Source organism: Thiorhodococcus fuscus, from assembly GCF_042682685.1.
GTDB classification, from domain to species: domain Bacteria; phylum Pseudomonadota; class Gammaproteobacteria; order Chromatiales; family Chromatiaceae; genus Imhoffiella; species Imhoffiella fuscus.
In genome coordinates this window covers 163,665-184,449 of the sequence record NZ_JBHUHX010000052.1, presented here as the reverse complement: position 1 = coordinate 184,449, position 20,785 = coordinate 163,665, and the positions used below count along the sequence as shown (strand labels likewise).

Annotated in this window: 14 protein-coding genes; 7 read left to right on the top strand and 7 right to left on the bottom strand. The window is 65.3% G+C overall.

From position 1 onward, the window contains the following. Positions 1-104 precede the first annotated feature (104 nt). Positions 105-1,520, top strand: coding sequence for an O-antigen ligase family protein (locus ACFSJC_RS17705; RefSeq protein WP_386028516.1), 1,416 nt, complete (start codon positions 105-107; stop codon positions 1,518-1,520). 20 nt (positions 1,521-1,540) lie between these two features. On the opposite strand, the gene lon is transcribed toward ACFSJC_RS17705, so the two are convergent. The 3 genes from lon to tal form a co-directional block, all read right to left on the bottom strand. Next, on the bottom strand, positions 1,541-3,958 hold the full coding sequence (lon, locus tag ACFSJC_RS17700; RefSeq protein ID WP_386028515.1) for an endopeptidase La: 2,418 nt from the start codon (positions 3,956-3,958) through the stop codon (positions 1,541-1,543). 63 nt (positions 3,959-4,021) lie between these two features. Continuing rightward, positions 4,022-4,816 carry a 16S rRNA (adenine(1518)-N(6)/adenine(1519)-N(6))-dimethyltransferase RsmA gene (gene rsmA, locus ACFSJC_RS17695; RefSeq protein WP_386028514.1) on the bottom strand — a complete coding sequence of 265 codons (795 nt, stop codon included), beginning with the start codon at positions 4,814-4,816 and terminating at the stop codon, positions 4,022-4,024. A gap of 116 nt (positions 4,817-4,932) precedes the next feature. Further along, a complete protein-coding gene (gene tal / locus ACFSJC_RS17690; protein ID WP_386028513.1) occupies positions 4,933-5,904 on the bottom strand; it encodes a transaldolase in 972 nt (323 codons plus the stop codon). 180 nt (positions 5,905-6,084) lie between these two features. On the opposite strand from tal, the gene ACFSJC_RS17685 reads away from it, so the two are divergent. The 4 genes from ACFSJC_RS17685 (at position 6,085) to ACFSJC_RS17670 (ending at position 9,488) form a co-directional block, all read left to right on the top strand. Beyond that, the gene (locus ACFSJC_RS17685; RefSeq protein WP_386028512.1) at positions 6,085-7,041 is read left to right on the top strand and encodes a CHAD domain-containing protein; all 957 of its coding nucleotides are present in this window, start codon (positions 6,085-6,087) and stop codon (positions 7,039-7,041) included. A gap of 31 nt (positions 7,042-7,072) precedes the next feature. Beyond that, positions 7,073-7,606: an HD domain-containing protein gene (locus ACFSJC_RS17680; RefSeq protein ID WP_386028511.1), complete on the top strand. Its 534-nt coding sequence runs from the start codon at positions 7,073-7,075 to the stop codon at positions 7,604-7,606. 111 nt (positions 7,607-7,717) lie between these two features. Next, the gene (locus tag ACFSJC_RS17675; protein ID WP_386028510.1) at positions 7,718-8,728 is read left to right on the top strand and encodes a TerC/Alx family metal homeostasis membrane protein; all 1,011 of its coding nucleotides are present in this window, start codon (positions 7,718-7,720) and stop codon (positions 8,726-8,728) included. A gap of 148 nt (positions 8,729-8,876) precedes the next feature. Next, positions 8,877-9,488: an HAD-IB family hydrolase gene (locus tag ACFSJC_RS17670; RefSeq protein ID WP_386028509.1), complete on the top strand. Its 612-nt coding sequence runs from the start codon at positions 8,877-8,879 to the stop codon at positions 9,486-9,488. Between the two features lie 19 nt (positions 9,489-9,507). Here ACFSJC_RS17670 and ACFSJC_RS17665 read toward each other — a convergent pair whose 3' ends face one another. The 4 genes from ACFSJC_RS17665 to ACFSJC_RS17650 all read right to left on the bottom strand — a co-directional run bounded on the left by ACFSJC_RS17665 (position 9,508) and on the right by ACFSJC_RS17650 (position 16,203). Then, complete coding sequence (locus ACFSJC_RS17665; protein ID WP_386028508.1) at positions 9,508-11,277, bottom strand: PTS fructose-like transporter subunit IIB; 1,770 nt, start codon at positions 11,275-11,277, stop codon at positions 9,508-9,510. A 170-nt stretch (positions 11,278-11,447) separates the two neighbouring features. Next, entirely contained in the window at positions 11,448-12,395 is a 948-nt protein-coding gene (gene pfkB, locus ACFSJC_RS17660; protein ID WP_386028507.1) for a 1-phosphofructokinase, read from the bottom strand. 13 nt (positions 12,396-12,408) lie between these two features. Then, entirely contained in the window at positions 12,409-14,871 is a 2,463-nt protein-coding gene (ptsP, locus tag ACFSJC_RS17655) for a phosphoenolpyruvate--protein phosphotransferase (protein WP_386028506.1), read from the bottom strand. Positions 14,872-14,964: 93 nt separating this feature from the next. Continuing rightward, positions 14,965-16,203: a carbohydrate porin gene (locus ACFSJC_RS17650; protein WP_386028505.1), complete on the bottom strand. Its 1,239-nt coding sequence runs from the start codon at positions 16,201-16,203 to the stop codon at positions 14,965-14,967. Positions 16,204-16,490: 287 nt separating this feature from the next. Between ACFSJC_RS17650 and ACFSJC_RS17645 the strand changes: the two genes are divergently transcribed. Next, positions 16,491-17,882 carry an extracellular solute-binding protein gene (locus ACFSJC_RS17645; RefSeq protein ID WP_386028585.1) on the top strand — a complete coding sequence of 464 codons (1,392 nt, stop codon included), beginning with the start codon at positions 16,491-16,493 and terminating at the stop codon, positions 17,880-17,882. Continuing rightward, a complete protein-coding gene (locus ACFSJC_RS17640) occupies positions 17,879-20,584 on the top strand; it encodes a PAS-domain containing protein (protein ID WP_386028504.1) in 2,706 nt (901 codons plus the stop codon). Before ACFSJC_RS17645 ends, ACFSJC_RS17640 begins: the two co-directional genes overlap by 4 nt. The last annotated feature ends 201 nt before the right edge of the window (positions 20,585-20,785 follow it).

Genomic DNA, 20,785 nt, shown 5'->3' with positions numbered 1-20,785 from the left:
CCGTCCGTGAGTGTACAATTTGCGCTCCGTATCGAGTGCCCACTCGGTGGACCCCGTCAGCGCGAGGAAATGGAGTGTCAACCGCTAGCGATCGATCACGCCCCATGCGAGGACTCTCCTTCTGGGTCGTCGTCTTCATTCTCGTCTTCAGCCCCCTGCCGTTCGCAAGCGTTCGTCCGGTCTGGTCGCATCTCTATGCGGTGCTGGTCGCGGTCGGGCTGCTCGCCTATGTCTTCGACCGCTGGCGTGCCGGGCGGGCCATGCCTGGCGTTCCCTGGCCGCTCGGCATCGCGGGCACCTTGATGGCCCTGGTGGCCTTCTGGGGCTATCTCCAGGCCGTGCCCGGGCTCTTTCCCGCATGGCAGCATCCAGTTTGGGCAGAGACGGCCGGCGTTCTAGGCGATCCTGATCTGAAAGGCTATCTGTCCCTGACGCCCGAGCGCACGTTGACGGTTGCCACCAATTATCTGAGCTATATCGGCTTCGGTTTGCTGGTGGTCTGGCACGCCCGGCGTCAGCGCAATGTCGAGCTTCTGCTCAAGATCTTCGTCGCCGCCCAGGCAGGTTATGCGCTCTACGGTCTTAGCGTCTATTTCTCCGGGCTGGAGACCATCCTCTGGTTCGACAAGACCGCCTATCAGGGCGTCTTGACCAGCACCTTCGTCAATCGCAACAGCTACGCGACCTATGCGGGGCTTGGCGTCCTGGCCTCATTGGTGCTGGTGCTGCGCTATCTGAGACAGACCCTGGTCGCCGAAAAGAGTCATCGCACCAGGTTGCGCGAGTTCATCGAAACCCTGACCTCGCGGGGCTGGTTGCCGCCGATGGTCATGCTCATGTGCTTCGTTGCGGTTCTTCTGACCGGGTCGCGCATGGGCCTGACGGCCATGCTGGTGGCGTCCAGTCTGCTGCTGGCCGCCTGGACGGCGCGGCTCCAGCACGGTCAGGCGCGCACCCTCGGATCGCTGCTGCTTGGGGTCCTGCTCGGATTGCTCGTCTTCAATTTCGTCTTGAGCGGGGCCTTGACGACCGAGCGCTTCTCGCGTCTGTTCGAGGATGGCGACGGTCGCTTTCTGGTCTATCCACTCATGCTGGACGCCATCTCCGAGCGGCCCTGGACCGGCTATGGCTTGGGGTCGTTCGAGAGTGCCTTCCGGTTGTTCCGCGACGGATCCGTCACCGCCTTTTTCGATCGCGGTCACAACGACTATCTGGAGTTGGTCATGGATGTCGGCTGGCCGGCGGCCCTGATGGTCTTCCTCGCCGTCGCCTTGCTGTTCTTCTTCGCCTGGTATCTGAGCCGACGACGTGCCGACTACGAATACGCCCTGCTGTCCGTCGCCGCGACGACACAGATCGCCATCCACTCTTCGGTCGATTTCAGCATGCAGATGCCGGCCGTGGTTTTCGCCTATCTCTGCATCGCCTTGCTTGGCCTCGCGCACTGGAGTCGAGGGGACGTATCCTCGGTCCGGATCGCCGAAATGGATCGCGCCCCCCGTCGACCCGCATTGGCGTGATGGGGGCGCGAGACCGAGGCTCAGTCCTTGAACAGCAGCGGCGCCACGTCATCGAAGCGCGAGGCGAAGTGGACATGGAGTCCCTTGCTGACGTGCTCGGGCACCTCCTCGAAATCGCCCTGATTGTCGGCGGGCAGGATGAGTTCCTTGATCCCGGCGCGGCGTGCGGCGATCAGCTTCTCGCGGATGCCGCCGACCGGGAAGACCTCGCCGGTCAGCGTGATCTCGCCGGTCATGGCGATTCGGCGCACCGGCTTGTCGCGGGCGAGCGAGAGCAGTGCCGAGGCGATGGTGATGCCCGCCGAGGGGCCATCCTTTGGCGTCGCGCCAGCAGGCACGTGCAGATGGATGAAGGACTTCTCGAAGAAGGCCGAATCGGCGCCGAATTGGGCGGCGTGGCTGACCAGATAGCCGTAGGCGATCTCGGCGGATTCCTTCATGACATCGCCCAGTTGCCCGGTCAGCTTGAAACCGCGATTGAATGAGTGCGTGCGGGCCGCCTCGATCGATAGGGTTGCGCCTCCCATCGAGGTCCAGGCCAGCCCGGTGACCACGCCCGGCCCCGAGAGCTTGCGTTCGTCGCGGAAGACCGGACTGCCGAGATAGTCCTTGAGATCGTCGCGGCTGACCTGAATCGGCGTCTCCTCGCCTTCCAACATGCGCACGGCGACCTTGCGCACGATCTTTCCGAGCTGTTTCTCCAGACGGCGCACTCCTGCGTCGCGCGCATAGCCCTCGATCAGGGCGCGCAGTGTCTTGACGTCCAGCTTGACCGATTTCTTGTCCAGTCCGGCCCGCTCGATCTGGCGTGGCAGCAGGTACTTCTTGGCGATTTCGAGCTTCTCCTCGGCGATGTAACCGGAGAGCTTGATGACCTCCATGCGATCCAGCAGCGGTCCGGGGATGGTGTCGAGCTGGTTGGCGGTGCAGACGAAGAGCACCTTGGAGAGGTCGAAGCGCAGATCGAGATAGTGATCCAGGAAGTCGCTGTTCTGCTCGGGATCCAGCACCTCCAGCAGCGCGGAGGCCGGATCGCCATGGTAGGAGTTGCCGATCTTGTCGATTTCGTCGAGCAGGATCACCGGGTTGGCGGTGTCGGCGTCCTTCATCGCCTGGAGGAACTTGCCCGGCATGGCGCCGACGTAGGTGCGGCGATGGCCCTTGATCTCGGCCTCGTCGCGGATGCCGCCGACCGAGAAGCGATAGAAGCGCCGTCCCAGCGTATCGGCGATTGAGCGGCCGATCGAGGTCTTGCCGACGCCCGGCGGGCCGACCAGCAGGATGATGGACCCGGCGATCTCCCCCTTGTGGATGCCGACCGCCAGGAACTCCAGGATGCGCTTCTTGACGTCCTCAAGACCGTAATGGTCGCGATCGAGCACGCGGCGCGCGCGTTTGAGGTCGAGCTTGTCCTTGGAGTGCTTGCCCCAGGGCAGCAGGGTGATCCAGTCCAGATAGTTGCGGGTGACCGAGTATTCGGGCGAGCCGGTTTCCAGCATGCCCATCTTGGTCAGCTCCTCGTCGACCCGCTTCTGGGCCTGCTCGGTCAGGGTGAGCCCTTCGAGACGCTCCTTGAATTTGTCGATCTCGGCGGTGCGGTCGTCCTTGGCGATGCCCAGCTCCTTCTGGATCGCCTTGAGCTGCTCGCGCAGGAAGAACTCGCGCTGCTGCTTGTGCATCTTCTCCTCGACCGTGCGCCGGATCTTCTGCTGGGCACGGGCGAGTTCGAGTTCGTTGTTGAGCAGCACCAGCACCTTCTCCATGCGCTGGAGCAGCGGCACGATCTCCAACACCTCTTGGAGCTGGTCCTTGGAGGAGGTGGTCAGGCTGGCGGCGAAGTCGGCGAGATGGGACGGATCCTCCGGACCGAAACGGTCCAGAAACATCCGCAGCTCCTCGACATAGAGCGGATTGAGCGGCAGCAACTCCTTGATGGTGTTGATGACCGCCACGGCGTAGGCCTTGGTCTCGCTGCTCGGTGGCCCCTCCGGCTCGGGCAGATAGGCGACGCGGGCGACGAAGGGCGTGGTGCGGTTGGCCCAGTCGGTGAGTCGGAAGCGTTGCAGACACTCGACCAGGACCTGCAGATGACCGTCCTGCTTGTGGATGCGATGGACCCGACAGGCGGTTCCGATACGGCGAAAGTTATGGGGTTCGGCTGTCTCGGAGGTCTCGCTGTCGACCAGCACCACGCCGAGGATCTTGTGATCGGTCTCGGCAACCGCCTTCATGGTCGGCTCCCAGTGCTCGGCGGTCATCATCAAGGGGACGGCCTGGCCTGGGAAGAAGGGACGCGAGGCGACCGGAAGCAGATGGATATCGGTCGGCAGCACGTCGTTGGCGCGCGCAAGCTGAACCGGCGCCTGCGCCACCCCGTTCTCTTCTGGTTCCTGTGGGTCGGTATCCTGGATCTCTTCCGCGTATTCCTCGTCCACCATTACAACACTGTCCTCGTTCAAAAATGTCTTGACGATCGATGGTCGATTATCGATCGGTAAATTTCATGTCTTCGACAGGGAATTGCAAGCGACGTTCGCCAGTCTGGCGAAGCTGGCCACGTCGAGCTTCTCCGCCCGCAGCGTCGGGTCGATGTCTGCCGCCTCGAATGTCGCGGCGTCGATCAGTGCCGAGAGGCTGTTGCGCAGGGTCTTGCGTCGCTGGCCGAAGGCGGCGGCGACGATACGGGCGTGCAGCGCCGGGTCCTCGATCGGATGAGGCCGGGGGTGCAGCGGTCGCAGACGCAGGAAGGCGGAATCGACCTTGGGGGCTGGCGTGAAGGCGCCCGGTCCGATGCGGAACAGACTGCTGGCGCTACAGGTACTCTGAACCATGACCGAGAGTCGGCCGTAGGTCTTGTCCCCGGGATCCGCGACGATGCGGTCCACCACCTCCTTCTGCAGCATCAGGTGGAGGTCCAGGATGCAGTCGCTCTGATCGAGGAAGTGGAACAGGAGCGGGGTCGAGATGTTGTAGGGCAGGTTGCCGATGACCCGCAGCCCGCCGGTCTCTCCGGCGAGGTCGCGGAGCGAGAATTTGAGTGCGTCGACGTTGTGGATGCGCAGATCGCCCAGCGGACCGAGTCGCGCGCGCAGCGGCTCGATGAGGTCGCGATCCAGCTCGACCACGTCGAGCGTGCCGGTTGCGGTCAGGAGTCCCTGGGTGATGGCCCCTTGTCCCGGGCCGATTTCGACCAGCCGATCGCCTGGTTTGGCGCCGATCGCTGTGTGGATGCGTTGGATGACCGATGGGTCATGGAGGAAATTTTGGCCGAAGCGCTTGCGGGGTTGGTGTTCCATCGGCCAAGAGTACCCGAAAGGTCCGTCCGCGCGTAGACCCTGAGGTCGCGGTGCGGGCGGCGCGGTCGACGTGGCGATCGAACGTTCGAGTCCCACGTCCGGTTCGATCGGCGTTCTCAGCAGCTTTGGCAGACCTCGTGGGTGAATTGCTCCAGCTTGCGGGTGTCTGCGGCGAACAGCCGGATGCCTTCGGCGAGCTTCTCGGTCGCCATGGCGTCCTCGTTGAGTTCCCAGCGGAAGCTAGGCTCGTCGTAGTCGACCTTGGGGATGTCCATGGCGAGCGCCTTCTCGGGGTCGAGCTTGCGGGGAACCTCGCCATCGGTGGAGGCGAGTTCGCCCAACAGCGTGGGTGCGATGGTGAGATAATCGCAGCCTGCGAGTTCGAGGATCTCGTCGAGATTGCGGAAGCTCGCACCCATGACCACCGTCTGGTAGCCGTGACGCTTGTAGTAATTGAAGATACGGGTCACGGACTGGACGCCGGGATCCTCGTCGGCCGGATAGCCGGCGACCTTCTCGGCGTTCTTGTACCAGTCGAGGATGCGTCCGACGAAGGGCGAGATGAGGGTCACGCCGGCATCGGCGCAGGCCACCGCCTGGGCGAAGCTGAACAAGAGGGTCATGTTGCAATGAAAACCCTGGCGTTCGAGGATCTCCGCCGCGCGGATGCCCTCCCAGGTCGAGGCGATCTTGAACAGCACCCGTTCGCTCGGGTCGATGCCTGCGTCGCGATAGAGCGTCACCAGTTCCTCGGCGCGGCGCACCGTGGCCTCGGTGTTGAAGGAGAGTCGGGCGTCGATCTCCGTCGAGACGCGTCCCGGAACGATCTTGAGGATCTCGGCGCCGAAATTGACCGCCAGCTTGTCCATGGTGGAGCGCGCCTGGGCGATGCGGTTGTCCTTGCCGCGCTCCTTGCCGAACAGCACCGCGTCCTCGACCAGTTCACGATATTGCGGCATCTGGGCGGCCTTGAAGAGCAGCGACGGATTGGTGGTCGCGTCCTGCGGCTGGTAGTCCGCGATGGCCTCGAAGTCGCCCGTGTCGGCGACCACCGTGGTGATGTTCTTGAGTTGCGCCAGTCGGCTCATGGGTTGGTACCTCCGGTGTGGCTGTGGTTGTCATTCGCTCGCGGGTCTTGTCGAGCACTCTTCCTCGAACATAGTCCATCTCTATGACAGTTACGACAGGTTGAATCGCGATGGGTTTGATCTCCCGAATGACTCGCGTACCCTTCGATCATCTCCGCTCGCTGAGGGAAAGGCCAGAAGATGAGTAATTCCAGTAGGTTCGGGCCGATGTTCGGGTATGGGGAGCGCGCCGATGCCGCCACCAAGCGGATTCTCGCGGGTCAGTTCGAGATCCTGATCGAGCATCTCGATGGGGCGCGTGATAACCAGGATCCAGAATGTCTGCACGATCTGAGAGTGGCGACCCGCCGCACGCGCTCGGCGCTCGGTCAGATCAAAGGGGTCTTTGACGAAGCGACCACGGCGGACTTCAAGTCGCGTTTCGCCTGGTTGCAACAGGTGACCGGGCCGACCCGCGACCTCGACGTCTATCTGCATGGATTCGAGGATTACGAGGCGAGTCTGCCACCTGAAATGCGGGCCGCGTTGGAGCCTCTGCGTCGCTATCTGATGAACCGCTACGAGGCCGAGCGCAGCCGTTTGGTCGCGGCATTCGATTCGGATGCCTTTCAGCGTTTGATGCTTGATTGGCGCGCCTTTCTGGCCGAAGCGAGCCCGGATTCGGTCGAGGCGCCGAACGCCGATCGCGAGATCGGCGCTCTGGCTGGCGAGCGGATCCGGCGCTTGGTCAAGCGTGTGCGCCGCGAGGCGCGCGGCATCCGAGACGACTCGCCGCCCGAACAGCTGCATGAGCTGCGCAAGAGCTGCAAGAAGCTGCGCTATCTGATCGAGTTCTTCGCGCCCCTCTTCCCGGAGAGCGAGACCCGTCGGCTGATCAAGTCGCTCAAACGGCTGCTCGACGGGCTCGGTGTCTACCAGGACCTGTCCGTACAGGTCGGATTCCTGACAGATACGGCCAGGCGTATGCGAGACGAGGGTGCCGCAGACACCGAGACCCTGTTGGCCATGGGCGCCTTGGTCGGGCATCTGTTCACGCGCCGACAGGAGATGCGGACCGCCTGCGAGGCGCTCTTGGCGGAATATCTGGACGCAGGGCATCAGGCTCTGTTCCGTTCGTTGTCAGGCGCCGGGCGCTGACTGGCCGCTCCCTGCATACACAGGAGGATTTATGGACCGAGCCGACTTTAGTCGCGTGGCCGAGGCGCTGAGCTTCGCTGCGCACAAGCATCGCGATCAGAGACGCAAGGATCGGGAGGCCTCACCCTATATCAATCACCCCATCGGGCTCATGCGTCTGCTGTCGGCGGAGGCGGGGGTTCAGGATCCGGTCGTGCTCTGCGCGGCGCTGTTGCATGACACGGTCGAGGATACCCTGACGACCCCGGAGGAGCTGGACGCCTGTTTCGGGGTCGAGATCCGCTCCGTCGTCATGGAGGTCACCGACGATCGATCGCTCCCCAAGGCCGAGCGCAAGCAACGACAGATCGAACACGCCAAGGGACTGAGCGAAGCGGCCCGGTTGGTGAAGTTGGCCGACAAGATCTGCAACCTGTGGGATATGGCCAATAGCCCACCGCACGACTGGGACCTGGAGCGCCGACGTGTCTATTTCGACTGGGCGCGCGACGTGGTGGATCAACTGCGCGGAACCCATGCGGGGCTGGAGGCCATCTTCGACACGGCCTATGCGGCCAAGCCTTGACGGAACCAACCGCTCGCCGATCTTGTCTTTTCCCGCCGATTACCCGAAAGTCGCTTGCCTGGCGCCCAGGGGGCGATCTTTCCCTTATTCAAGCTCAGTCAGGAGCCTCTCATGCAGCACTTCGGGTTTCCCTTGGAAGCCATCGTGATCTTCCTGGCAGCCATCGGGCTGTCCATCTATCTCGACCTTTTCGCCCATAAAAAGGTCAAGGAGATTAGCGTCGCCGACGCCGCCAAGTGGTCGGTCTTCTGGATCTGTCTCGCCCTGAGTTTCTACGGCTATCTGTGGCTGCGCTTCAGCAAGGAATGGGCGGATCTCTATCTTGCCGGTTATGCGCTCGAAAAGAGCCTCTCGGTGGATAATCTGATGGTCTTCATGGCCATCTTCGCCTCGTTCGGCATCAAGTCGGGCCTGCAGCACCGCATCCTCTATTGGGGCATCATTGGTGCACTGGTCTTCCGCGCCATCTTCGTGATGGTCGGGACCAGTCTGTTCATGGCGAGCCCCTGGGTCGGCTTTCTCTTCGCCGCGCTGGTCGCCTGGAGCGCGGTACAGATGCTCAAGGCCCGTGGCGGAGACGAGGAGATCGAGGACTATTCGGACCACTGGAGCGTGCGTCTGACCGGCCGGCTCATGCCCATCTACACCAAGCTTCATTTCGACCGCTTCTTTGTCAAACACCGCGAACTGTCGGTCAACGGCGACGCCAGCGATTCGGTCACCCGCAACGGCCTGGTCTATGCGACGCCGGCCTTCCTCTGCCTGGCCGCCATCGAGACCTCGGACCTGGCCTTCTCGTTCGATTCGGTGCCCGCCGTCATCGCCGTGACCCAGGAGCCCTTGCTGGTCTACGCGGCCATGATCTTCGCCATCCTGGGCCTGCGAAGTCTCTACTTCGTGCTGGCGGCTTTGACGCGCTATCTGGTCCATCTGGAGAAGGCGGTCATCGCGCTGCTCTTCTTCATCGCCGGCAAGATGGTGATCCAGTCTTGGAATCACGCGATCGGCGACACCGGCATCCATATCAGCCCGGCCGTCAGCCTATTGATCGTGCTTGGAACGCTGGGTGTCGGCGTGGCGGCCTCGCTGCTCTTCCCCGGTAAGGAGGAAGAGGCCGCATAGACCGCCCGTGTCCGGGGTTTCGCCGGGGCGGTTCAATGCCCGGCGAAACCCGGCTCGGAGAAAGCCGCCAGCGTCCAGCGGCCAACCCACGGTTGCTCAGCGGGCGGCTGGCCGCCGATTTCAATCCCAAGAGACTCGATTTGACACCATGGCCGATTCAGCCAAGCCCGTGGTCGCCGCCTTCGATTTCGATGGCACCATCACGACCCGGGATACCTTCGTTCCCTTTCTCTCTCTGGCCTTCGGAAGGCGTCGTGTCGCTCTGGCCTTCGCGTCCCTCGCCGTCGAAGGACTTAAAGTCTGGCTGCGGCTCTCGACCCGCGATCGTTTCAAGGAGCTGATCGTCGCCAAGCTGTTTCGGGATGCCTCCGTGCCGAGGCTGAGTGAGGTGGGGCGCGAGCATGCGCGCCGCATCGAGTCGCTGATGCGCCCGCAGGCGCTGGAGCGCATTCGCTGGCATCGCGGGCAGGGGCACCATCTGGTGATGGTCAGCGCCTCGCTCGATCTCTATCTGGATGGGGTCGCCGAGCATCTGGGCTTTCAGGACCTGCTCTGTACCGCCCCCTCGCGCAATCGCTCTTCGTTCGACGGCGGCCTGCAAGGCCCCAACTGTCGCGGCCCGGAGAAGGTGCGCCGACTTGAGGCGCTGCTCGGCGATCTATCCGCCGTCGAGCTCTACGCCTACGGCGACTCGGCCGGCGACCGCGAGATGCTGGCCGCCGCCGATCATCCCTATTACCGGCCCTTCGAGTCGGCCTGATCCACCGCCGGGGCGACCTTCACCGACTCGCGGCACCGGCCAAACCGCCGCTGGTCTTGGGCTCTTCCAGCGACGGCTTGAGGACGAGCAACGCGACGGTGGTGATGAGCGTGCCGGTCAGGATGGCCACCGCGTACCAGCCGAGATGGCTCACGGCATTGGGGATGGCGAGCACGAAGACCCCGCCGTGCGGTGCGTGCAGTTCGACGCCGAAGTACATGGAGATGGCGCCGGTGGCGGCCGAGCCGAGGATCGCGGCGGGGATGACCCGCAGCGGATCCTTGGCCGCGAAGGGGATGGCGCCCTCGGTGATGAAGGAAAGCCCCAGCACCCCGGCGGCCTTTCCTGCCTCCCGCTCCGCCTGCGTGAAGCGGCTGCCGCCGACCAGTGTGGCGATGGCGATGCCGAGCGGCGGGGTCATGCCGGCCGCCATGACGGCGGCCATAGGCATGTAGGTGTCGCTGGTGAGCAGTCCGACCGCGAAGGTATAGGCCGCCTTGTTGACCGGCCCGCCCATGTCGACCGCCATCATGCCGCCCAGGATCAGCCCCAGGATGACCGCGTTGGTCGAGCCCATGCCCTGCAGGAAGGCGGTCATGGTATCCATGATCAACTTCACCGGGCCACCGACCACATAGATCATCAGCAGACCGACCGTGAGGGTTGAGAGCAGCGGGATCACCAGCACCGGCTTGAGACCCTCGAAATTCTTGGGCAGGTTGATCCGGTCGCGGATGACCAGGGCGATATATCCGGCGAGGAAGCCGGAGATGATGCCGCCAAGGAAGCCGGCCTCCAGGTTGACGGCGAGCATGCCGCCGATCAGACCGGGCGTGAGTCCGGGCCGGTCCGCGATCGAGTAGGCGATATAGCCTGAGAGGATCGGGATCATCAGCTTGAAGGCCGCGCCGCCGCCGATCTCCATCAGCGCCGCCGCCAGGGTGCCTTCCTCCTTGAATGCCTCGATGCCGAAGACGAAGGAGAGGGCGATGCAGAGTCCGCCCGCGACCACGATCGGCAGCATGTAGGAGACACCGGTCAGCAGGTGCTTGTAGGGGCCTTCGATCTTGCTCTTGGACGGCTTCTCGCCGCCGCCAGCCGTTGCCTGGCCTGCGGCGACGGTCGCCTCGCTCTTGGCCTTGGCGATGACGTCCGATGCGCCCTTGACCGCCGCGCCGACCGAGGTCGAGTAGAGCGGCTTGCCGGCGAAGCGCGAGGGGTCGACGTGCGTGTCGGCGGCGATGATGACCAGGTCGGCCGCCGCGATGTCCTCGTCCGTCAGTTGGTTCTTGGCGCCGACCGACCCCTGAGTCTCGACGCTGATGGTATCGCCGACGTTCGCGGCGGCCTTCTTGAGCGCGTCGGCGGCCATGAAGGTATGCGCGATGCCGGTCGGACAGGCGGTGATGGCGACGATGCGCCGACCGCCAGCCTCGGCGGCGGGCGAGGGTGCCGCCCGAGCCGGTTTGGCGGGCGCCAGTCCGGGCACCAGGGCGAGCAGCTCTTCGAGCACCGTCTGGGTCTCGCGGATGGCGCGTCCGGTCGAGACCGTGAGCATCGGTTTGCCCTCGAAGGGCTCGGTCTCGACGTGAATGTCCGCCGCCAGGAGCACGGCGTCGGCGGCGGCGATGGTCTCTGGATCCAGACGATTGGTCGTCCCCTCGGCGCCGTGGACCTCCACCTGAATCTCGTGTCCCATGAGATCGGCGGTGCGCTTGATCGCCTCTGCAGCCATGAGGCTGTGGGCGATGCCCGTTGGGCAGGATGTCACTGCAATGAGCTTGGCCATGCTGTTTTCCTCAGTGGGTTTGAGCCGCCAAAACGCAAAGGTTGGTGGGGTCGCTCATTCCCCGTAGGGTGCAATAGCGAAGCGTATTGCACCGAATGGGACGTGGGAGCGGGCATCCATGCGGCGCAATACGCTGTCGCTATTGCGCCCTACCCATGCGTCTGGGGGTCTCAACTCGGTTTCTTGATCTGGACTCGGCTCGCGAAGTCGTCGATGACGCTCATGGGTGGCAGGTGCGGACCGAGCTCGCCGAGCGCGCCGAGCGAGAAGGCCGTCGCCAGCCGGGCGCGGTCCGCGAGGCTCAAGCCGCGTGCGGTGCCGGTCAGGATGCCGGCGACCATGGCATCTCCCGCGCCGACGGTGCTCTTGACCTGGATCGACGGCGGAATGGCATGAACCGCCTGATCGCCTTCGACGAAGACCGCGCCATCTGGCCCCATCGACACCACCACCAGCCGGATACCCGAGTCGATCAGTGACATCGCCGCGTCCAACACCTCAGCCGGACCCGCCAGCGGCCGCCCGACCAGCTCGGCCAACTCGTCAATGTTGGGCTTGATGATGTCCGGTCCGTGCGTGACGGCCTCGGCGAAGGGGGCGCCGCTTGCATCCAGCAGCACCTGTTTTCCGCGCGCCTGGAGCTGATCGATCAGCTCGCCATAGATGCCGTTCGGCACCCCCGCCGGAACGCTGCCGCAGAGCACCAGCCAGTCGATCTTGGCGAGTAGCTGGTCGAGCGTCTCGGTCAGACGGGCGAGGTCGGCCGCCGTCGGCGTAAGCCCTGGGAAGTTGATGTCCGTGACCTGATCGAGCGCAGGGTCGGTGATCTTGACGTTGACTCGCGTTCGACCCTCCAGACGGACGCAGCGGTCGTCGATGCCTTTACGGGCGAACAGCTCGATAAAGGGCTCGATGTTGCCGCTGCCGAAGAGTCCGGTGGCGGCGACCTGGATGCCGGCGTCGGCCAGGAAGGAGGCGACATTGACCCCCTTTCCGCCGGCATCGGACTGCTCCCATTCGACTCGATTGACCCGTCCGGCGGCGAAGTTGGCGATGCGGGCGGTCTGGTCGATGGCCGGATTGAGGCTCAGCGTGGCGATACGGATCGGATGGCTCATGATCCTCACCTCCTCAGCGCAGCCGCCGCACGGCGGCGGCACTGGGACAGGCGAGCGCCCGCTTGGCCAGGTCGCGCGCCTGTTCCATCGAGAGTCCGCGAATCTGTGCCTTGACCGCCGCGATGCTGGGGATGCTGACCGACAGCTCCTTGACCCCGAGCCCGGTGAGGATGACGACGCCGCGCGGGTCGCCCGCGATGCCGCCGCAGACCCCGACCCACTTCCCGGCCTTCTCGGCGGCCTTCACGGTCTGGTCGATCATGCGCAGCACCGCCGGGTGTAGCCCGTCCGCCTGGCGCGAGAGCATGGGGTGCATGCGGTCGATGGCGAGACAGTATTGGGTCAGGTCGTTCGAGCCGACCGAGAAGAAGTCCGCCTCGGCCGCCAGCTCCTCGGCCATCATGACTGCGGAGGGCACCTCGATCATGATGCCGATCTCGACCGGATCGGCGCCGACCTCCTGGCGCACCTCCTCGGTCAGCGCCTTGGCGCGCTTGAGCTCCTTCAGGGTCGAGATCATGGGGAACATGATGCGGATCGGCCCCTTCCCGGAGGCACGGAAGATGGCGCGCAGCTGGGTGCGGAACAGTTCGGGTCGATTGAGACAGAGCCGGATGCCACGCTCGCCGAGGAAGGGGTTCTCCTCGACCGGCATCGACAGATAGGGCACCGATTTGTCGCCGCCGATGTCCAGGGTGCGGATGATGATCGGCAGGCCGTTCAGGGCCTCGACCATAGTCGTGTAGGCGTCCGTCTGCTCCTCCTCGGTCGGCGCCTGATCGCGGCCGAGGAAGAGGAATTCGGTGCGCAGCAGGCCCACGCCCTCGCCACCGGCCTCGACCGCCCTGGCCGCCTCCTCGGGCGCGGCGATGTTGGCGACGACCTCGACCCGCGCCCCATCGGTCATGATGGCGGGCTGATAGCAGGCGCGGCGCTCTTCCTCGCGCTGGTCGGCCATGTCGGCCTGGACGCGCTCGGCAGTGGCCCGATCGGCATCCGTTGGCGTGAGCACCAGCGTCCCGCTGTTGCCGTCGAGCACGATGTCGGTGCCGTCGGCGATGTCGAGCACCGAGTCGCCCGCGCCGACCAGGGCCGGGATGCCGAGCGAGCGGGCGATGATGGCGGTGTGCGAGGTCGGTCCGCCCGAGGCGGTGCAGATGCCGAGCGCCAGAGCCGGATCCAGCTTTGCCGTATCCGAGGGACTGAGGTCGTCCGCGACCAGGATCACCGGGGTGTCGGGCAGCTTGGGATCGTCCTCGATCCGCTCGGCCAGCAGACGCAGAACGCGGCGTCCGACGTCGCGCAGATCGACCGCGCGGGCGGCGAGCAGGGCGTCCTTCTGGGCGGCCAGTTCCTTGGCCTGCTGGCCATAGCTCTGTTCCCAGGCATACCCGGCGCTGCGTGACTCGTCCCGAATGCGCGTCCTGGCGGCCTCGATGACCCCTTGATCCTCCAGGAACTCGGCATGCGCCCGGAAGATGGCGGCCTTGCCCGCGCCGTAGCGTGACTTGACCTCTTCGTACAGCTCGGCCAGCTCCCGCTTGGCGCCTTCGATGGCGCGCTCCAATCGCGTCAGCTCGGCGGACGGATCGCGTGCCGTCGCCGCGACCACGATCTTGCCGCGCTGGTACTGCCAGACGGGACCGGCAGCGAGGCCGGGCGAGGCCGCGACACCGGCGATGCTCCGACCCTCCCAGTCGATCTGTTGCCTCTCGCTGTCTGCGGCCGGTGCGTCTTCCTCATCCTCCAGTCCGGCCTCGATGGCCTCGCGCAGCGCCGCCAGTGCCGCGTCGGCATCCGGACCCTCGGCCATGACACGGATGGTCGCGCCCGACCCGATCCCGAGATTCAGCAGCGCGATCAGGCTTTTGGCATCGCCCGCCCGATCGCCGTGACGCACCCGGATGGTGGCGTCGAAGCCCTTGGCGATGTCGACCAAAGCGGTCGCCGGACGCGCATGCAGACCGTGCGGGCTGTCGATGCGGATGTCGAAGTGGTTGGGCAGATCGTCGGGGAGTGGCTTCGGGGCCGTCGGCGACGCCGGCTCGGCGCCCGAGGAGAGTCGGCGCTCGATGTCGGCCGGATCGTGCGTATGGGCCAGACGTTCGGCCTCGGCCGGATCGCCGAGCACGTCGGTGAGGTTGGTCAGGATCTGCAGGTGCTCGTCCGACTTGGCGGCGATACCGACCACCAGATAGACCCGATCGCCGGGGTTCCAGTCCACACCGTCCGGCACCTGGAGCACCGCGACGCCGGTGCGCCTGATCAGCCCTCGGTCCTTGGGCACCCCGTGCGGGATGGCGATGCCATTGCCGAGGAAGGTGTTGGCGACCTTCTCTCGCGCGAGCAGGCTGTCGACATAGCCGGGTTCGATATAGCCGGAATCGATCAGGATCTGGCCGACCTGACGGATGGCGTCCGTCTTGTTCGCGGCACTCGCCCCGAGGCGAACGGCCGATGCGTCCAATGAGAGCATGTTGAGCCTCCTCTAGTTATTGAGCGGCCAGCTTCCAGCCGCCAGCCTCCAGCACTTCTGTCTGGTCGCTGGAAGCTGGCGGCTGGTGGCTTTCTAAAGCGACACGCCGAACTGCATGCCGATCACGGTCGCGTCCGGGATGTCGCCGGTGCCGCCGGGCTGGACGACGTATTGGATATCCGGCTGGACGTAGGCGAACTTGGTGAGCTGGATGCGATAGCCGAGCTCGAACATCCACTCGTAATCCGGCCGCCCCTTGCCGAGCGCCTCCTGCGCGTCGGCGTAGTCGTCGCTCAGCGTGCCGTAGGTGGTGCCGAAGATGAGACGGTCCTGATTGCGCCTTTCGAAGGGGCCGAGGTACTGAGCGCCGAAGCTGGTTTGGAAGGGCACCAGCGCGGGCTCCTGCTGGTTGGTGTAGGCGAGTGTGCCGAAGAGGTAGAGCCCCTGGTCGGAGCCCTCGCGCTCCTGGGTCACCTGCTGGTCGATCTGAGCGTAGTAGCGGATGAAGGTGTCGGTGGTGTCGTCGGCGTTGAAGTTGGGCATGTCGAAGGAGACGTTGTTGAGCCCGAGGCCGAAGTGGCCGGGCTTGGCGCCCATCCGCCAGTCCCATTCCAGCTGAACCATGACGGAGATGCCGTCGCTGTCGCGGAAGGTGAAGTCGGTGCCGTGCAGATCCGGGTCCCACATGCGCTCGGTGAGCTGATAGGCGCCGATCTTGAGGCGGAAGTCGTCGGTCGGCGCGTATTTGTAGCGCGCGCCCCAGACGCCGTAGGGGTAGGAGGTCATGACCCCGTCGAAGAGCACGGCGCGGATCTGGCCGTCGATGCTGTTGGACAGGTAGTAGCCGTAGAAGGGCGATCCGGCGAAGTCGTCGGTCGCGGTGATGCGACCGAACTTGAGCGCATGGCGACCCGCGTCCCAGGTCTTCTCCAGGCTGAGGTTGTAGAGGAACCAGGTCTGGCCGCCGACCAGCTGCATGACGCTGTAGATGCCCCCGACCTCGGGGTCGATGCTCTCGCCGTGACGGTCGATGCCGCTCAGGTTGAAGGTCCAGCCGTCCGCACCGAACAGCTTGCCCAGATCCAGCGTCACGCCGGCGAAGAGGTCTCCCGCGTAGGCGTTCGCGTCCTCGTTGCCGCCGCTGACGTTGGCGGAGACGATGGCGTTGTAGTAGGCGAAGACGTCGATGCCCTCGGCCTTGAGCTGGGTGCGCGTGCCGCCCCAGTCGCCGGTCAGCGTGTCGCCAGAGCGCCAATCGCTCGCGAGGGCGGTGGTGGAGAGGGGCAGCATCGCCGCCGCGAGGGCGGTGAGTCCGATCCTAATGTGATTCATCGTGATCCTCGTTCGTTATCGTTGTCGTCAAGGACGTCATGCGGCGGCCCTGTGCGCGCTCTGCGGCGCGATCTTTCCGGGCGCCTCGCCACCGTGGACAGGCCGCTCACTGGCCCGCTAGGCTGGGTGCCAACTCCAGACGCCAACTCCAGACGGGGTTGGCGCCGCGCTTGCTTGGGGGTATCTGAAACCCGCCAGATGAATGGACGATGAACAGATTCACGACTCTGTGTGTAACAATTGTCATATTAGGCGCTGTGGTGCCGGCCGCAGGCGCCCCCTTGACGGTGCTCACGCGGGATACCAGCGCCATCGGCGGTCCGGCGGCCCGTCATGCCGCGAGCTTTCAGGCGTCGACCGGCGTTTCGGTCCGGCTCTCGCGCATTCCCTTCTCCGAGCTCTACGAGCGCATCATGCTGGGCTTCGTCACGGCCCAGATGCCTTACGACGTGCTGCTCATCCCCTCGGCCTGGCTGCCGGACTTCGCGCCCTATCTGGCTCCGGTGCCCGACCGCATCCTCGAAGGTTCGGTCGTCCAGGACATCTATCCGGTCTACCGCGATGCCCTGATGCGCTGGCGTAGTCGCGTCATGGCGCTGACCATCGACGGCGACCTGCACCTGGGCGCCTATCGGCGCGATCTCTTCGCGGATCCCGAGACCCGCGTCGCCTTTGCGGCCGCCTACGGTCGCGATCTGGCGCCGCCGAGCACCTGGTCCCAGTACCGGGAGATCGCCGCCTTCTTCAGCGGCCGTCCCGGCCCGAACGGCCAGCCGCTGGCCGGAACGCTGGAGGCCTACGCCCGAGGCGGACAGCGCATCTGGTACCTTTTCAGCCACGCCGCCGCCTACACCAATCACCCCGACCATCCGGGCGCCATGTTCTTCGATCCCGAGACCATGACGCCGGCCATCGACAACCCCGGCTGGGTCAGGGCACTGACCGAATTCATCGCGCTACGTCACGCCGGACCGGCGGATGCTGGGTTGCTTGACAGCGAGGCCGTGCGCACCCGCTTCGCGGCTGGGCGGGCGGCGATGGACATCGACTGGGCGGACACCGGTGTTCTGGCGGGGGCGCTGCAGGGTGTCGCGGCATCTCCGGTCGCCGGCCAGGTCGATTTCTTTGCGCTTCCAGGCAGCGACGAGGTCTGGAATCCGGCGACGCAAACCTGGGACGACCTGCCGACGCTGCGCTCCGTCACCTTTCTCGCCTTCGGCGGTTGGATCGGCGTCGTCCCGGCCTCCAGCACAAACATAGACCAAGCCTGGGACTACCTCGCCTGGCTCGCCAGCCCCGAGCACAGCGCCGAGGACGTACTCGACGGCACCTCCGGAATCAACCCCTACCGTCCCTCGCAGCTCGCCGACCCGCAACCTTGGCGCACACTGCTGGGCCAGCAGCAGGCGGACGATTATCTGCGGGTACTGCGAATGAGCCTGACCGCCGATACCATCGCCAGGGATCTGCGTCTGCCCGGCTATCGCGCCTACATCGCCGCGCTCGAAGACCAGCTCGACCGGGTGATGGCCGGAGCGATCTCGCCGGAGGCTGGTCTGCGGGCGGCGGCGGAAGACTGGGAGTCGCTCACCGACCGGCTCGGACGCCAGGCGCAACGCAGGTATTACCGTCAGGCGATGGGACTGGAGGACGCCCTCGCGACTGGATCGCCCCCATGAGGCCGGATACCGCCCCGAGTCATCGCCGCTCCGGCATCAAGGCGCGCCTGCTGCTCATCCTCGGTTTGGCGATGCTGGCCATCGCGATCGCGAGCGCCGTCGCGTTGGTTGCCCTGACGCAGATCCGCAGCCAGGTCGCCACCGTTGCCGAGCGGGAGCTGCCGGCCTCCGAGGCCGCCCTGCTGCTCGCGCGCATCGGCGAACGGCTGCAGGACCGCACGCCCGCACTCATGGTGCTCAAGGATGCGGACGCGCGGCGACGCCAGATGGACCTGATCGAGCAGGATCTGCAATCCCTCGCCAGCGAGGCCGAGCATCTGAACCGGCTCCATCCGGGTAAGGATTCGGATGCGGCGAATTTCTCCCGGCTGACCCAGGCGCTGGCCGACAACTTGCGCCAGATCGCGGCCCTGATCGAACGTCAGGCGGATCTGGGGCGCGCGGCGATCGGTCAGCGCGACCGTCTGATCCAGTTGCGCGAGCGTGTGCAGCAGATCCTCGGTCCCTCGATCCTGGCGGTCACGGATGTCGTCGACCGCGAGCCGAGCGCGCCGGAGCCGCTGTTTCGGCGCGCTGCGCTCGCCCAAGGCGTCTTGCTGGATGCGGAGCGTTTGGCCGGCTTCGCCTTCGGCGAACTGCTGATCGCGACCGAGGCGTCGAGTCTGGATCAGGTTCGCCAGTCCCGGCACACCTTCGAGCGTATTCGCGACCGGCTCGCTGGCCTGGTGCCCAGGATTCCCTCCGGCCTTCGCGACGAGCTGAGTGCCGCGATCGCCGATCTCGCGGGACAGTTGGAGCCGACGGGCGTCTTTGCGCTGCGCTCGGGCGAATTGGCGGCGATCGCCGAGGCCGAGCGGTTGGAGGTCGTGAATCGACGGATCGCCAGCCAGCTCAAATCGCGGGTGGATGCCTTGGTCCGTTCGGCCAACGCGAACATCGCACAGGTCGCGGCGGTGATGGGCGAGACCGTGCTCGCCAACACCCTGCTGTTCGTCGCGGTCAGCGTCGCCGCCATTCTGATCGCGACCCTGCTCTCTTATCGTCTGGTGGTGCGCGATATCAGCCTCAACCTGCGCGCGGTGACCCAGGCCATGCAGCGGCTGGCCCAGGGGGAGCGTCAGGCCCGTGTCCCGGCGATGGATCGGGACGACGAGATCGGCGACCTGGCGCGCGTCTTCAACGTCTTCAAGGAACAGTCTTTCCGCATGGAGACGCTGGATCGCCAGCTCACCGAGAAGTCGAACCTGCTGCTCGCGACCTTCGACAACATGAACGACGGTTTCACCGTCTTCGATGCCCAGGAGCACCTGATCGCCTGGAATCCGCGTTATCTCGAACTCTATGGGCTGTCGGATGCCGCGCTGGAGTATGGTGTCTCGCTCGCGCACATCCACGTGCGGTTGGCCGAGCGTGGCACGCGCGCCTTCACCCCGCTGGGCGAGGAGGTCGCGTTGGCCGAGCTCGTCAGCGAGCGCCGCTCGCTCACCCGCGAATACGAGGTTCGCTGTCCGGACGGACGTCTGGTCGAGCTGCGCAGCAATCCGGTGCCGACCGGCGGTTTCGTCACCATCCATCTCGATGTCAGCGAGCGGCGCGCCATGGAGCGCCAGTTGCGCCAGGCTCAGAAGATGGAGGCGGTCGGCCAGCTCACCGGCGGTATCGCGCACGACTTCAATAACATTCTCGCCGCGCTTCAGGGCAACCTGACCTACCTCGAAGAGGGCCTCAAGGATCGCCCGGACCTGTATGCGCGCTGGAAAAAGGCGATGGGCGCGTCGGATCGCGCAGCCCGGCAGGTCGAGCGACTGCTCGCCTTTTCGCGCCGCCAGCGTCTGGATCCGCAGTTGGTCGACGTCAACGCGCTGGTGACCGGCATGCTGGACCTGCTCGAATACAGCCTCGGCGACGGGGTCGTGCTGCAAAGCGAACTGGCGGTCGCGCTGCCGCTGGTTCGCATCGACCCCGGCCAGCTTGAAAACGCCCTGATGAACCTGGCGATCAACGCCCGTGACGCGATGGACGGGCAGGGCCGCATCCGCATCGAGACGGTGCGGCTCAGTGATGCCGAGGTCGAGATCCGTGTCGAAGACACCGGTTGCGGCATCCCGCAAGCGCTCATCGACCGGGTCTTCGAGCCCTTCTTCACCACCAAATCCGGCGGCAAGGGCAGCGGTCTGGGGCTCAGCATGGTCTATGGATTCGTCAGTCAGTCGGGCGGTGGCGTCACGATCGAGAGCGAGCCGGGGCAGGGCGCTCGCGTGGGTATCCGGCTGCCGGTTTGCGCCGAATCGGCAGTAGCGGACTCGGGCGAGTTGCAGGAAGATGGCGCAGTTGCGCTCTGCCCCCAGGGCAACGGCGAGACACTGCTCGTCGTCGATGACGACCCCGCATTGCTCGACCTGACCGCCACTCAGCTCGAATCGCTGGGCTACCCTGTGCGGATTGCACGGGATGGCACCGAGGCGTTGGACGTGCTGGAGGGCGATTCATCCATCCGTCTGCTCTACACGGATATCGGTCTGCCGGCGCCGTGGGACGGTTTCGCGCTTGCGGACAAGGCGCGGGAACGGAGGCCGGGGCTGAGGGTGCTCTATACCTCGGGTCAGGATCATGGGCGCCTGCAGATCGCCGAGGTGCTGCTGAAAAAGCCAGTGCCGCTCGATCTGCTGGCGAGAACGGTTGCGCGTCTGCTCTCCGCTTGAGGGTGGCCAGGCGTTTCGAAGCCTCCGCTTTTGGGGCTGCGGAGGGTACGCCGAAAGGGCATTGCGCTGCGTTTTTGTGTCATGTCCACGCCCGATGTCCCATGTTTCGCCCTGTTTGGCTGTGTTTCTCCGGCCCAGGATGGTTGGATCAGTATGGTGATATGACTTCCGTCGTGGGACCATAGTGTGCATAAGCCGTCC

What these genes read in the sequence shown, in the direction of transcription:
- ACFSJC_RS17705 (WP_386028516.1), top strand. Translation starts at nt 105, where the DNA reads ATGCGAGGACTCTCCTTCTGGGTCGTCGTCTTCATTCTCGTCTTCAGC.
- lon (WP_386028515.1), bottom strand. Translation starts at nt 3,958, where the DNA reads ATGGTGGACGAGGAATACGCGGAAGAGATCCAGGATACCGACCCACAG.
- rsmA (WP_386028514.1), bottom strand. Translation starts at nt 4,816, where the DNA reads ATGGAACACCAACCCCGCAAGCGCTTCGGCCAAAATTTCCTCCATGAC.
- tal (WP_386028513.1), bottom strand. Translation starts at nt 5,904, where the DNA reads ATGAGCCGACTGGCGCAACTCAAGAACATCACCACGGTGGTCGCCGAC.
- ACFSJC_RS17685 (WP_386028512.1), top strand. Translation starts at nt 6,085, where the DNA reads ATGAGTAATTCCAGTAGGTTCGGGCCGATGTTCGGGTATGGGGAGCGC.
- ACFSJC_RS17680 (WP_386028511.1), top strand. Translation starts at nt 7,073, where the DNA reads ATGGACCGAGCCGACTTTAGTCGCGTGGCCGAGGCGCTGAGCTTCGCT.
- ACFSJC_RS17675 (WP_386028510.1), top strand. Translation starts at nt 7,718, where the DNA reads ATGCAGCACTTCGGGTTTCCCTTGGAAGCCATCGTGATCTTCCTGGCA.
- ACFSJC_RS17670 (WP_386028509.1), top strand. Translation starts at nt 8,877, where the DNA reads ATGGCCGATTCAGCCAAGCCCGTGGTCGCCGCCTTCGATTTCGATGGC.
- ACFSJC_RS17665 (WP_386028508.1), bottom strand. Translation starts at nt 11,277, where the DNA reads ATGGCCAAGCTCATTGCAGTGACATCCTGCCCAACGGGCATCGCCCAC.
- pfkB (WP_386028507.1), bottom strand. Translation starts at nt 12,395, where the DNA reads ATGAGCCATCCGATCCGTATCGCCACGCTGAGCCTCAATCCGGCCATC.
- ptsP (WP_386028506.1), bottom strand. Translation starts at nt 14,871, where the DNA reads ATGCTCTCATTGGACGCATCGGCCGTTCGCCTCGGGGCGAGTGCCGCG.
- ACFSJC_RS17650 (WP_386028505.1), bottom strand. Translation starts at nt 16,203, where the DNA reads ATGAATCACATTAGGATCGGACTCACCGCCCTCGCGGCGGCGATGCTG.
- ACFSJC_RS17640 (WP_386028504.1), top strand. Translation starts at nt 17,879, where the DNA reads ATGAGGCCGGATACCGCCCCGAGTCATCGCCGCTCCGGCATCAAGGCG.